Annotated in this window: 9 protein-coding genes; 3 read left to right on the forward strand and 6 right to left on the reverse strand. The window is 43.4% G+C overall.

All coding sequences use genetic code 11. The annotated features are described in order from the left end of the window. The first annotated feature begins 97 nt into the window (after window positions 1-97). Both CWC03_RS14735 and CWC03_RS14740 read left to right on the forward strand, forming a co-directional pair. Window positions 98-1,237, forward strand: coding sequence for a methionine aminotransferase (locus tag CWC03_RS14735; RefSeq protein ID WP_138582533.1), 1,140 nt, complete (start codon window positions 98-100; stop codon window positions 1,235-1,237). Further along, entirely contained in the window at window positions 1,225-1,995 is a 771-nt protein-coding gene (locus CWC03_RS14740) for an amidohydrolase (RefSeq protein ID WP_138582534.1), read from the forward strand. Before CWC03_RS14735 ends, CWC03_RS14740 begins: the two co-directional genes overlap by 13 nt. A 78-nt stretch (window positions 1,996-2,073) precedes the next feature. Here the strand turns inward: CWC03_RS14740 and CWC03_RS14745 are convergent, their stop codons facing one another. The 5 genes from CWC03_RS14745 to CWC03_RS14765 all read right to left on the reverse strand — a co-directional run bounded on the left by CWC03_RS14745 (window position 2,074) and on the right by CWC03_RS14765 (window position 12,558). Further along, window positions 2,074-5,376, reverse strand: coding sequence for a methyl-accepting chemotaxis protein (locus tag CWC03_RS14745; RefSeq protein WP_138582535.1), 3,303 nt, complete (start codon window positions 5,374-5,376; stop codon window positions 2,074-2,076). Window positions 5,377-5,518: 142 nt separating this feature from the next. Continuing rightward, window positions 5,519-8,857, reverse strand: a complete 3,339-nt coding sequence (locus tag CWC03_RS14750) for an amidohydrolase family protein (protein WP_138582536.1) — start codon at window positions 8,855-8,857, stop codon at window positions 5,519-5,521. 132 nt (window positions 8,858-8,989) lie between these two features. Continuing rightward, the gene (locus tag CWC03_RS14755; RefSeq protein ID WP_138582537.1) at window positions 8,990-11,149 is read right to left on the reverse strand and encodes an ATP-binding protein; all 2,160 of its coding nucleotides are present in this window, start codon (window positions 11,147-11,149) and stop codon (window positions 8,990-8,992) included. A 152-nt stretch (window positions 11,150-11,301) separates the two neighbouring features. Then, the gene (locus CWC03_RS14760; protein WP_095728838.1) at window positions 11,302-11,958 is read right to left on the reverse strand and encodes a helix-turn-helix transcriptional regulator; all 657 of its coding nucleotides are present in this window, start codon (window positions 11,956-11,958) and stop codon (window positions 11,302-11,304) included. Window positions 11,959-12,186: 228 nt separating this feature from the next. Beyond that, window positions 12,187-12,558: a histidine triad nucleotide-binding protein gene (locus tag CWC03_RS14765; RefSeq protein WP_138582538.1), complete on the reverse strand. Its 372-nt coding sequence runs from the start codon at window positions 12,556-12,558 to the stop codon at window positions 12,187-12,189. Between the two features lie 172 nt (window positions 12,559-12,730). Here CWC03_RS14765 and CWC03_RS14770 point away from each other — a divergent pair, with 172 nt between their 5' ends. After that, window positions 12,731-13,339 carry a DUF2057 domain-containing protein gene (locus CWC03_RS14770; RefSeq protein ID WP_138582539.1) on the forward strand — a complete coding sequence of 203 codons (609 nt, stop codon included), beginning with the start codon at window positions 12,731-12,733 and terminating at the stop codon, window positions 13,337-13,339. A 19-nt stretch (window positions 13,340-13,358) separates the two neighbouring features. On the opposite strand, the gene CWC03_RS14775 is transcribed toward CWC03_RS14770, so the two are convergent. After that, window positions 13,359-13,719: hypothetical protein (locus CWC03_RS14775; RefSeq protein ID WP_212748155.1), on the reverse strand; the 361-nt coding region annotated here is incomplete at its 5' end.

Here is a 13,719-nt window from a genome sequence, read left to right on the forward strand (position 1 = left end):
ACACCTATAAATTAAATGCGTTTGGACGGCTATACATCTATTTTGAGCAATGATAGCATCCACTCACGATTAGCACCATAAGAAAGAGAGTGTTGCAGTGAAAAGTAAGTTACCTCAGGTTGGAATTAGTATATTTAGCCAAATGACGGCATTAGCGAACGAGCATGGTGCGATCAACTTATCGCAAGGCTTTCCGGAGTTTGATGCGCCTGATTACCTAAAATCGCAACTGAGCCACTATGTTGGCGAAGGTCAAAATCAGTATTCGCCTTCTGCCGGCGTACCGAGCTTGCAAGCACAAGTTGCGGCATTAATTGAACGTCGTTATCAGGTGAGGGTTTCAGGACAAGAACAGATCACGGTGACCTCGGGTGCAACGGAAGCACTCTTCGTGGCAATTCAGGCAATAGTATCTGAAGGGGACGAAGTTATTGTATTCGATCCAGCTTACGACTCTTATGAGCCTGCAATTGAACTTGCTGGCGGAAAAGCCGTACATATTGCATTGACTGCGCCGCATTACCAAATTGATTGGCAACAAGTCGCAGCGAGTATCAACCCAAATACCCGTGCTATTATCATCAATACACCGCATAACCCGTCGGCTAAAACGCTAAAGCCGTCAGATTTAGAGCAACTAAAACAGCTGCTAAATCAACATGACTTGTTATTGATCAGTGATGAAGTATACGAGCATATTACCTTTGATGGTTTGCCTCATCTGAGCGCATTAACTGATCCAGCATTGTTTGAGCGTGCGTTTGTGATCTCAAGCTTTGGTAAAACTTTTCATAGTACTGGCTGGAAAATGGGTTACTGTGTGGCGCCAAAGCAAATGACTGTTGAGTTTAGAAAGATCCATCAGTATGTAACGTTCTCAAGTTTCACTCCGGCACAACTTGCATTGGCTGATATGCTTGCTGAACACCCTGAGCACGTTGATGAGCTGAGTGGATTTTATCAACAAAAACGCGATGTGCTGGTTAAGGCGTTAGCGTCAAGCCGATTTACGCTATTACCAAGTGAAGGGACTTATTTTTTGCTTTTGGATTACAGTGAAATTTCTGATCTTGATGATGTTGCCTTTTGTCGCTATCTGGTGGAAGAGGTTGGGGTTGCGGCAGTGCCACTCAGTGTTTTTTACCAACAAGCACCTGAAGACAAGGTCATACGATTGTGCTTTGCTAAGGAAAACCAGACATTAGAAGAGGCTGCAAAACGCTTATGTCAACTTTAACCGTTACCCTTGTTCAAACAGATATCCAGTGGCTTTCACCTGAGGCCAACTTTACTCATATTGAACGTTTGCTAGAAAATGTCGAGCCAAGCGATTTAATTTTTCTACCAGAAACATTTGCTACTGGCTTCGCCGTAAAAGAGCCGGATGTTGAGCGCTATGCTGATGCAGCCATCGAGTTTTTACAGCAATGTGCTCAGCGCTTTCAGGCTGTTGTAGCAGGCAGCGTACTGGTTCCGCAAGGAGATAAAAAGGCCAACCGTATGGTGTGGTGCCAGCCGGATGGAAAGATACTTCATTATGACAAAAGACACTTATTTTGTTTGGGTAATGAGGGGGATTTTGTGGTTGCTGGTGAGCACCGTGAAGTGTTCGAATTAAAAGGCATTAAATTCTTACCGCAGATCTGCTATGACTTACGTTTTCCAGTATTTCAGCGTAATCAGAACGATTATGAGGTTATGATTAATATTGCAAACTGGCCAGCGGCACGCCGAAATCATTGGGATACTTTACTGGCTGCTCGTGCAATCGAGAATCAGTGCTTTGTGCTTGCGGTAAATCGCGTAGGTGAAGATGGGTATGGCACTGCGCATAATGGTGGTACAAAAGCGATTGACTTCAATGGTAATAGTCTTGTTTCGGCAGCAGATGACCAAGCAGAAGTTATTACCGTAAAGCTAAAACTGAGCGACTTGCAGCAGTATAAAGCTAAATTTCCAGCCCATCTCGATGCGGATAAATTTACGCTGGCATAATACACATTGGTACATGCATAACATGCCCAACTAAAAGGCTTAGTTGGGCATGATTTAACTATCAAAGATCAACAGGTTCTAAGATGCATTATATTGATGCACAAGCAATTCACCTTCTCTGCCAGTGGCACTATAATCATTCTTTGATAAACGGAAATAGCTCAACTGGGTACGCATTTCATGGGCTTGCTCAGCCATTTGCCTCGCCGCTGCCATCGTTTCTTCGGTAATTGCAGAGTTTTCTTGAATAAGATCCGTTAGCCTTTGCACCACCAAGTCCACTTCTTTAATGGCTTGTTGCTGCATTGAAGTCGACTCATTGATTTTAATGATGTTGTTATTTACATCACTCACGGCACCAACGATTTGTTGCAGCTTTTCACCGGAACTATTGGCAAGTTCAGTCCCTTGCTCTACCTTTTGATTACTGTTTGAGATAATTTCTTTGATTTGCTTTGCTGAAGCGGCGCTACGCCCTGCCAGCTCTCGTACTTCGTTTGCAACGACAGCAAAGCCACGGCCATTTTCTCCCGCTCGTGCCGCTTCAACGGCAGCATTTAGTGCCAGCAGGTTGGTTTGAAACGCAAGTCCATCAATCACCGATACAATCTCATTAATGTCTTTACTGGCTTTGTTCACTTCAATTATTGCAGCTACGGTTTGGGCAGATAAACTACCTCCTTCTTTGGCTATGTTTTCTGCGTTTGTTGCCAGTCCTACAGCATCACCAGATTGGTTTGAAACCTTAGTGAGCTCATCTAACATATTGCCAGTGCTGGCACTAGCTTCTTCTAAGTTTGCTGCTTGCTCTTCTGTGCGTTGGCTGATTTCGGTGTTACTCGCCGCGATTTCACCGGCACTTTGAGCAACATAATTTGCTGCGGCTTGGATCCCTTCGATTACACTGGTGAGTTTTTTAATTGTGGTGTTGGTGTCATTTTGCAAAGACTTAAACACGCCAAAATATTCCCCATTTACTTGATTACTTAAGTCACCCTGAGCAACGTTAGCCAACACGCTGCTGACTTCGGAGATAGCCCCAGAGACCTGTAAAGTCGAATCATTTACACTCTCTTTGAGCTGTTGCAGCTGACCTTGTAGTGGCAACTCTATTTTTTGACTAAAGTCTCCTTCGGACATTGCGCCCATTACGCTGCCGAGTTCTTCAATAACTTGATTTAGGTTCTCGACTGAACGGTTGATATCACCTTTAAGATTGTCAAGCTGGCCAGACATCGCAGATTGAATGGTGCGATCAAATCGACCATGACTAATTGCCATCATCACTGTTGAGATTTCTGAGATAGCAACATCAACTGCGGTGACGGAAGCATTGATATCATCTTTAAGTTGAGCTAATTGGCCTGTTGCTACTACATCTACCTGTTGTTTAAAGTCGCCATTGCTGACACCAGCCATTACAGCGCCGATCTCTTTCATCACTTCGTCTAGGTTTGCCATGCTGGAGTTGATATCTTGCTTTAACGTCTCTAATTGGCCTGCGAGTGGAGCATCAAGTTGCGCAGAGAAGTTGCCTTGACGCAATGCAGACATAATCGTGCTGATACCGTCAATCGCGCTGCTAAGGCTACGTACGGAATTATTTACCGAATCTTTGAGTTGCGCTAATTTTCCTTTAGCGGGTACGGTTACTTGTTCCTTAAAGTTACCTTGCTCAATATTGGCCATCACATGAACTATACCGTTCATGGTTGAATTAATCGAAGACAAGGAATCATTGATATTATTTTTGAGCAGGTCTAAGTCGCCAGACATCGGAGCATTAAGTTTGGTATCAAACTGACCATTTGCCATATCAATGGAAATTTCATTGAGCTCAGAAATAGCTCGACTTAAGGTATTGGCGCAGTGGTTAGTGGCATCTTTTAAGGTTTCTAGTTCGCCTCGACAAGGTACTTTTATACGCTCTTCAAACTTGCCCGAAGCCATTTGATTCATGACGCGGTTAGCTTCTGTGATAGAAAGCTGCAAAGCATCCAGTAATGAATTAAATGCTTGTGCACTGTTGCCTATTTCATCATGACTTCGAATCGGGGCTCGCAAAGAAAAGTTGCCTTCTTGTTCAACCAACTTCATGGTTTCCACCAATTCGTGAACAGGTTTGGTAAGCGTTTTTGAGAACCAGTAGGCGACGATCAGTACTAATACTATAGTAACGGCTAAAATAATCATCAGATATTGAGAGAGTGAAGTGATGGAAGCGAATGCTTCTGACTCGTCCATCTCGGCAAGTAGTGCCCAGCGGGTATTAAAGACCTCTACCGGTGTATAAGCAGATAACACGGCTTCGCCGTTATAGTCCTGAATAACTTGTTGTCCAGATTTATTATTCAATGCTTGAGAGACTGCAAGTGTTGCTACCCGGCCGCGTTCAGGGTATCGAAATGAATTGACCACGGAATGATGTTGTGGATCTAAGAATGAGTCTGAACGCATCAGACCTTCAGGGCCAACTAGGTAGGTTTCACCACTTTCGCCTAAGCCTTCTCGCTCGGTCATAATGGCATTGATGGCATCAATAGATAATTGTGCAGCTATAATTGCAACGGTTTGGCCATTCACCACAATCGGTTTGGCGATAAAACTAGCGGGTGCATTATAGGAGGGGAGATATTGTTTGTAGTCTGCAAACGCAGTGGCTTTTGGGTCCGTTGAGCCCTTCAGTTCTCGATAAAGAGAAGCGAGATTACTATTGGCATAAGGACCCGACTCTAGTGACGTAGCAAAATCGACCTCTTTAAATACAGAGTAGACAATATTCCCGTTACTTGGGTCGATGATAAAAATATCATAAAACTCGTAAATATCGGCGATATTAAGCATATATGGATGGTAACTGCGGTGAGCAAGGTCATAACTATCTAAGTGACCGGTTTCAATCAATTTGTACTTTTCACCAACAGGGTAGGGATTGCTTGCTAGGTAGCGTGCTTGCAGCGCAAGCCCAGACTCTGAAATGTCACTAATTAGCTTTGCTGTGCTCGTATCTTCGGGGTTTTCTTGATTGAACTTAGGTACGAACACTTCATCGTAGAATCGCGATAATTTGGCATAGTTAATATCAGCCTGAGCGCTAGGAAAGCTGGTAATAAACTCTTGTGCAATCACAGGAAGCAAGGGGTTTGCTGTAAAGGCATCAAGTTTATCCTCAACTGTCTTAAGGTAGCGATTAACCGCGCTTTTTTTGATCTCACTAACAGCACCAAGTTGAGAATAAACTTGCGCTGTCATGGCATTCGATGCGGTATTAAGTGCGATTGAAATAATTACTATTAATGGCACTAGCGCGACGATTAGAAATGCAAAAATCAGCTTTTTAGTTAAATTAAGAGAGTTAAAAAATTGCGAAAGCCCAGACATAACCTAATTCCCTGTTGCTATGGAAGTACCTATAACAGCATAGAACAGTATTGATTAAGATCTAGACAAAAAATAAAAAACCCGGCTATCCAGATAGCCGGGCTTGTAAATTTAGCGGTTCACGCTGCAATCGTGCTACGTATTAGTGTTTCCAATGATAGGTATGGGCTTTTTCTTCCATGTACTCAGCAGTTGCTGGGTGCATTTGGGTTTGCGCGCCATTTTCAAAGAAGAAAGGCTGACGTTTATTGTCATAGTTGCCGATTTCATTCATGGTTGCTGCATCGTAGACACGGCCATTGATCACGGTGTAGGCAACTTTCTCTGAATCACGGATGTTAGACAGCACATCACCATCTATGATGGCAAGATCGGCAAGTTTTCCTTGTTCGATCGTACCAAGATCACGGTCCATACCTAGATATCTTGCACCGTCGATTGTACCGCTGCGAAGCGCCTGCCAAGGTGTAAACCCGCCTTGTGCCATAGACCATAATTCCCAATGTGCAGCTAAACCTTCACGCTGGCCGTGAGCACCAATATGTACAGTCACACCCTTATCGCGAAGCTGCTTTGCGGTTTTAGCGACATTGATATGGTTATAGTGGCGTTCAGGCGCTTTGCTTGGACGAATTGATCTTGGCTTTACCACATACTCAGGAACGAAGCTCATTAAGCGCTCGTTTTCCCACACATTAGTGTGTTGATACCAGTACTCTTCGCCAGAGATGCCGCCATAGGCAACAACAAAAGTTGGCGTAAAGCCTACGTTTGTTTGCCCCCACATTTGTTCAATATCAGAGTAAATATTCGGGATCGGTAGGGCATGTTCAACACCAGTGTGACCATCGACTATCATGTTCATGTTGTGTTGGAATTTTGAACCACCTTCAGGTACAACCATGATTTCCATGTTCTTCGCCGCTTCCAATACTTGCTGACGTGTCTCACGGCGAGGGTGGTTGTAACTCTTCACTGAAATAGCGCCAGCGTCTTTTAGGCGTTTAACGTGGAACTCTGCGTCTTCAAGGTTACTGATTGGTGTTTTATAACCCGGCGCGTGTCCAGCATACAAAATACGTCCAACAGAATAGGTGCGTGGCGCGACCGTTAGACCCGCTCTTTGTAGCTCAGCCATAGAGAATACCTCGGCAGAGTTATTTGATGGATCATGGATAGTCGTTACACCAAAGCTAAGATTAGAATATTGATTCCAGTTTTGCTGTGGCTGTAGGTTATAGCTACCGTAACTGCCATGTGCGTGGGCATCGATAAGGCCCGGGATCACGGTTTTACCGCTAATATCCATTACTTTAGCTGTGCTAGGAACGTCTAGTTCACCTTGCTTACCGACTGCAACGATGCGATTCTCTTTGATTAGGATAACACCATTATCGATGATTTCTTGTTCGTTCTCAGCATTACGCATGGTTACTACTTTACCGCCAACTAGCGCAATCATACCTTCAGGCTTATCCGCTTTTTGCTCAAAACTCAAGTCGATGCCTTCAGCGGTTAGCTCATCGGTGTTGTCAGATGCACCATCGATGAAAGCGAAAGTATCAGTCAGTTTGCGCTGATAAAGTGTGGGACCAAATGCCCAAGTTAGCGCGCTGCTGTCTGCTTTCCAATTTAGGAAATCACCAGAATACTTTGACACCTGCTTAACTGGGAAAGCTTTCTCACCCTTGTTAATGGATAAGGTTTTACCTGTACTGGTAAAAGGTGCAACAAACGTATTGAAATGTTCGATAAATGCAACGTATTGGCCATTTGGAGAGACTTTAAAATCAAAGACATAATCACCTTTGAAGTGGCTACGTTCTTCTTGACCATTGAGGTTAACACTTTTTAGTTCGCGATGTGTTTCATCACTCATGGTTGAGAAGTAAATGCGCTCAGAGTCTGCTCCAAAGTGCGGGTTGTCACCGCTTTTAGTAATGCGTTTTGCTTCACCACCGTTAGCATTAACTAGATAAATACCAGGGTGCATTGACCAGTCACCGCTTAGCAAGTAGCCGCCGGTTACCTTTTTAAATAGCACGTTTTTGCCATTTGGTGAAAAGCTTGGTGAGATATAGTGACCGGCTTCTTGGGTGATCACTTTACCTTGACCACCGTTTGCAGATACAACACGTATTGCGCCTAAGTCTTTATCATTCCAAGTTGTGTAAACGATAGACTTGCCATCGCGAGAATAGCTTGGGTAGAACTCAAAGTGGTCGGTTTGCTTAGTGAGGCGTTTTACTTTGCCTGACGCAATGTCTTTTACGTAAAGGTAGCCAAGCGCTTGGAATAGTGCTGTTTCACCATCAGGAGAAATTTGAGACCAGCGTGCAAGTTTGACTTTAAAGGTGTCAGGTGCGACATCTACCGCAAAGCGTAGTGCCGGTGTGATTTGTTTTTCAGCGACAACGCGAGTAGGGATGACGTTGACCTCGTGCGATGCAATATTAACGCGGTTGAATACCCCTTTCGCCCAAAAAACGAGGGATTTACCATCCGGCGTGTAAGCAAAAGAAGGCGTGTTGCCATGTGCGCCATTGGCTTCTTGTAAATCGCGATCAAGGCCTGCATAAACACGAGTTTCGACGCCAGAGTGTAGATCTTTAATATATAAGGAACCGACCATTTCGTTACCGTCATCTTCGCGTTTAACAAACGCAATAGATTTACCATCAGGACTGACAGTTGGACGAATAGCACCGCCAGCACCACGGATCACGGTCTCTTCTTCACCGGTTGTTAAATCCCAACTACGAATTTCGAAAACAGCGTCGAGCGAGTTTTTGTTATATTCCCAGCGCACGCCTGAGGTTGCATCAACAGAGTAATAGATTTTCTTGCCATCGTGAGAAAAAGCGGGTTCTGCAACGTTCTTTTGCGATTTTGCACCATGTAGACGCTCGCGGACTAACACGCCTTTACCACCGCTGATGTGATACATACGAATAGAGCCACCAGGGATGGTACGTCCCGTTACTTGACCTTGCTTAACAGCAATGTATTGACCATCAGGCGACCATGCCGGGTTGTGAACAATATTATTCACTTCTTTTGACACCTGACGCAGGTTTTGACCATCTACGTCCATCACCCACAGATTATCGCCACCTGCGCGATCGGAGATAAACGCGATGTATTTACCATCAGGCGAAAACTTAGGTTGAATGTTCCAGCCCATGTCGGATGTTAAGGCTGTTGCTTTACCACCGCCAATTGGCATGATGTAAAGGTCGCCAAGCATATCAAAGACGATGTGTTTACCATCAGGGCTAACATCTAAGTTACTCCATGTGGTTTCGTTGGTATCAATGGTGATAGTTTGCTTTTCACCTGGTGGGTTGAGCACATCCCAGCCTTTGGTTGACTTCTCTTCTGTTTGCGTGGCTGTAACGGCATCATCAGCGCTGGCTGGCTGAGCCAAACCAATCACAGCAGCACCAATAGCAATGGCTAATGGTGATTTAAAAAATGACATAGATGTTCCCTTAATTTTATAGTTATTGCCCAAGGCGAGCGGTTTGCCTCGGTTAAATTAGCGTTAATGTAAATGCTCGCTAAGCATGAACAAGTTTTATTATGATGTCGAACAACATGCGTTTAATGACGATTAACCCAGTGCCTCTTTACGAACGAAGTGGAGATATGCTGCGAGACTGTCTTGCCATAGCGTCATGGCTTCTGTGAGTTCATCATGACAGGATTTACCATCCAATAAGCGGCGCTCTGCTTTTTTCAAGTTTGAGCCATAGCGATTAAATCCGAGTTGTAAGGCGGTGCTGGCTTGACGATGAAGCTGTCTAATACATTGATCTTCATCTTGCTCTAATAGCTGCTGAATATGGATGAGTTTATTGCGGGCTGACAACACAAACTCGTTATATATCGAAGAGACTTCATCTTCACTAAATCCTGATTTCAAAGCATTTACGGCTGTTTCGTCGTAAAGAGTATCGGGCAATTCCACGCTGACGTTGGCTTTTTTAGGAGACTGAGACTCGCTGAGCGCTTGGCGTAATTTTTCTTGCTTTATCGGTTTACCAACAATATCGCGAATGCCGAGTGCCAAGTATTCTTTTACCTCGTCTGGGCTGAGGCTAGCAGTAAAGGCTAGGAAAGGGGTTCGTTTGTTTTTATGCTCACAGTTTTGTAGCTGCTTTAATACTTCTTGCCCGGAAAGGTCGGGTAAGTTCATGTCTAACAACACTACATCGAAATGATGCTGTATTAGCATTTCGATGGCGCTTTTACCATTGGTTGCCAGTTTAACCTTATGCTCGTCTTCTGCCATAAACTCGATAGCGATTTTTTGGTTGAGATCTAAGTCCTCTACCAACAGTACTTTCAGACCAGTGATACAATTATCGTGCAGCGGGCGCTGCTCAACTAAGCTCAGTTCACCAATATTTAGCAGTAAATCAAAACTGAATGTACTGCCTTTGTTAAGCTCACTTTGAATATCTAGCTGTGAATTCAGACGGTTGAGTAGGCGACTGGTAATGGCAAGACCCAAGCCTGTACCCCCCTTAATTTTACCTGCATTGCTTTGTACATAAGGCTCGGTCAGTTTATTAATATCTTCACTATCAATACCAGGCCCTGAGTCCGTGATACTAAAGCGCACTTTATGCTCAATTTGTTGGTCTTTTAAAATCTCAACTTTGAGTTTTACTTCCCCTTTATCAGTGAACTTAATGGCATTACCAACGAGGTTGATAAGAATTTGTCTCAGCTTTTGTTGGTCAAAGTAATAGCACACTTGATCGGGCAGCTCGTACACCAATTCAAAGTGCAGCTTCTTTTGCTCTGCAAGCGGACTTAACAATAAGCAAAGGTTCTGTAGCCAACTTCTAAGCTCAACGTCTTCTTCGTACAAGGCCTCATCACTTTGCTCTAAACTGGCGTAGTCTAGTACTTTATCAATCAATAAGTTTAGCGATTCAGCAGAGTTTACGATGGCCTCACAGTAGGCCTTGTTGCGACTATCTTTTGTGCGTCCCAGTACGAGTTGGGCGCTACCCAAGATACCGTTAAGCGGAGTGCGTATCTCATGACTGATCGTTGATAAAAACATACCGCGCAGCTCAAGGTCTTGTTGAGCCTTCAATGCTAATTTATTAAGGTTTTGTTCTCTTTGCTCGTTACATAACAGCGCCATACCTGTTGCATAAAAAATAGGTGCAAGAACGCCATTGAAGAAAATAGTGATGCTAAACCAGTTCTCTTTGAAAAGCGTGAAATGCGTTACTTCTCCCATTAATAGGGTTCTGCCGGTAAATATCACCAATATAATAAGTAAAATGGTGATATAGACTATGCTACCGTTAGGGTATTTATTTCGTGCAAAGCGAATAAAGAAATAGAGCAGGAGTGTTGCTTCAGCTAAGTGTTGTAAGTCCGAGATAAGGATCCTATCTCTCAAGTTTGGAGAGAAAATACTGCTGTACATCAACAAAATGAAGAGCCCAGCAGTCACGCCGAGAAACACTTTAAAGGATGAGCCTTTCACCCCTAAAAATTGCCTTATCGCCATGCAGTGGATGATGGAAGCCGCGAACAGCAAGGTATTAGCAATGGGAATAGTTTCCCAGTTGTCAAAATAGCCATGTAATGCAAAGGAAGAAATCGCACAGAGCAAAACCAGAGGGTAAAAAATATAGAGCAGTGTTCCGGGTGTGCTTTTATTTGCTCGCCATGTTAAAAAGGTAAGGAGTGCCATCATTGCTGTCATGACGAGACTGGTTAGGTAGAGGGTTTTTGGGTCGAGCATGTACCTAAGGCTGCTTTCAGTTGCGAAAAAACTTAGCATAGAGGTATTCGCCAAGGCAGTAAAGCCCGTATGAAGCAGAAGCCTCGATATCGTGATGTCAGCGCTGTCTTGCCCCCGCCGACTTGCGTCAGCGGGTTAAAGACATATGAAGCTTAGCGGATCTCGTCAGGAATATTCTGCTGAGCCCACGAAAGGAGTTCGATACGGTTACGACATTTGGTTTTACGAAATGCACTGTACAAATGCGTTTTCACCGTATGTGGACTGATATTTAGCTCTTCAGCGATCTCTTTGTTTTTCGCACCTTTACTCATTAGCGCGATAATTGCTTTTTCTCGCTTAGTGAGTTTCACAGGTTCGATATCACCTTCGGTTAGTTTATGTAATGCATCTTTATTAAATTGCAGCATGCGATTTAGCACATTACACATCACGTCACGGCGATACCACAGTTGATCTTCAAGCAACAAACGGATCCCTTTCATTAGCACGTCGGCATTATCTGTCGTGTAGAAGACACCACGAATCCCGCTTAGCAGCGCACGATTGGCCAGCTCCGGGTTTTCATCTAAGTTGAATAGTACGATATCGCATTTGACTTTGAGGTTGACTAGTTGTTCTTTTAATTGACCCCAAGAATCGTTCACTGCGGTTTCGATGAAAAGTAATCGAGTGCCTTCAGGCACATCTGAGATATCAGTTCCAGTCGTAACATCCAACCCTTGGGTTTTTAACAAAGGTTGTAACACATTGATACCAATGGTGTTAACCGGTTCTTTATCTAATAACAAAAAAGCACTACTGCTCATTTTAGGACACACTCTAATTTTTCCGATTTCTCAATGCTAACATGGGATTCAGACCTTTTGTATTAGAATTTTTAGTACAAGATAGAGAAATCCGCTATATAACAAAGTGAAATAATAAATCGAAATTATGTACAGAATATGTATTGAAATGTAATTTGTTGAAATAAGTAAGCTTTTAACAATTTCTGTTAATAACTTACTTATTTACATTGCTTAACAGAGAATAATCTAAACTGATACTTTTTTCGTATTTTGATAAGGCGGCCAGCCCATTTCTTTTCCAGCTAATACATGTAGATGAAGGTGATATACGGTTTGACCACCGTGATCATTACAGTTCATCACTACACGATAACCATCTTCTGCAAAGCCGTGCTCTTTCGCTAATTTAGCTGCAACAACATACAAATGACCAACAAGATGAGCATTTTCTTCAGTCACGTCATTGATGGTTGCAATTGCTGTTTTAGGAATAACTAAGACATGAAATGGTGCTTGTGGATTAATGTCTTTAAACGCGAGTGCTTGTTCATCTTCGTAAACGATGTCTGCTGGGATCTCTCGATTAATAATTTTGGTAAAAATAGTTTCTGAACTCATGGTCCTTCCTTATCTGTATATTGAATTGCTCTAGCATAGCTAACTCTCAAGGAGACTCAATAGGTTTGGTGCGTTATCCCGCTGCGCATCAATTAAAAGGGTAGAGATATAAGCAGGTATGCAGTAATCTCATCTAGGTATAATGATTTGGTACTCACGAAGGAGTGAATAGATGCGCTTAAAATATACGCTTGCGACCGCTGTTTTACTGTTATCACCGCTTTCACAGGCTGCGTTGCTAAGTTTTCCTGAAGAAATTATTCCCTTGCAAGTTGATGATAAAACCATTGAACACTCATTCTTCTCCAAAGTGCGAGAGTTGGACTTGGCAAAAGGGGAGTATGCGGTCAAAATGCGTTACACCGACTTGTATGAAGTGGGCTATGACGACCACGAAACCATAGAGTCGAAGCCATTTTGGGCAAAAGTAAGTATCGATCAAGACGGCGAGTATCAGGTTGAATTTAACCGACCTGACAATGTGGTTGCGGCAAAGGCATTTGCAGATCAGCCGTTGATTATGTTGCAAGCACCCAACGAATCGTTAGCGACAACATTGGTGGTGACACAAGAAAGACCTAAATTAACGACAGCGATAGCAAGTGAGCCTTCAACATCCACAGCACCTCGTTATTCAACGCCAAGCACTACCACAAGAGCCGTAACGCCAGCGGCGCCTAAGTCAGCACATCCAGATGTGGTTGGCATGTTGGACTATTGGTGGCAACAAGCAACCCCTGAACAAAAGCAGTTGTTTTTGGAAAAAATAAAGGGCAATTAAGCCCTTTATCTATGCATTGTTAGGTTTTTCTCATCGTTATAATTTTGCTGCGGCAAAGATTCTTATGGTCAAGCAACCATGACGTGGGTGAATCATCTAAGATTACTTCGGGAGTTAATATAACAAACTCTTTGTGGTGGGAGTTTTCTGCCATGTTTAGAACGGCTTTACTCTCACCTCGCAATGCTTCGATATACATACGACTTTTAAACTTTTCTAAGCGTTCGAATTTGGAGAAAAACGCATAAACTGCAGCGTGCGTATCGGAAATGTCATAGTCGATGAGGTCTTTACATATCTTGATGGATTCTTCTGCTATCTTTTTCTCAGTCAATGAGACTTTTTCAGAGAGCCTAATCAACCTGAGCTGCGCATAAGAA

The organism is Pseudoalteromonas sp. S2755 (genome assembly GCF_005886535.1).
In the GTDB taxonomy this organism is placed as follows: domain Bacteria; phylum Pseudomonadota; class Gammaproteobacteria; order Enterobacterales; family Alteromonadaceae; genus Pseudoalteromonas.

Excerpts from the sequence above, each read along its gene's own strand:
- CWC03_RS14765 (WP_138582538.1), bottom strand. The coding sequence starts at position 12,558 with ATGAGTTCAGAAACTATTTTTACCAAAATTATTAATCGAGAGATCCCA.
- CWC03_RS14745 (WP_138582535.1), bottom strand. The coding sequence starts at position 5,376 with ATGTCTGGGCTTTCGCAATTTTTTAACTCTCTTAATTTAACTAAAAAG.
- CWC03_RS14750 (WP_138582536.1), bottom strand. The coding sequence starts at position 8,857 with ATGTCATTTTTTAAATCACCATTAGCCATTGCTATTGGTGCTGCTGTG.
- CWC03_RS14760 (WP_095728838.1), bottom strand. The coding sequence starts at position 11,958 with ATGAGCAGTAGTGCTTTTTTGTTATTAGATAAAGAACCGGTTAACACC.
- CWC03_RS14740 (WP_138582534.1), top strand. The coding sequence starts at position 1,225 with ATGTCAACTTTAACCGTTACCCTTGTTCAAACAGATATCCAGTGGCTT.
- CWC03_RS14770 (WP_138582539.1), top strand. The coding sequence starts at position 12,731 with ATGCGCTTAAAATATACGCTTGCGACCGCTGTTTTACTGTTATCACCG.
- CWC03_RS14755 (WP_138582537.1), bottom strand. The coding sequence starts at position 11,149 with ATGCTCGACCCAAAAACCCTCTACCTAACCAGTCTCGTCATGACAGCA.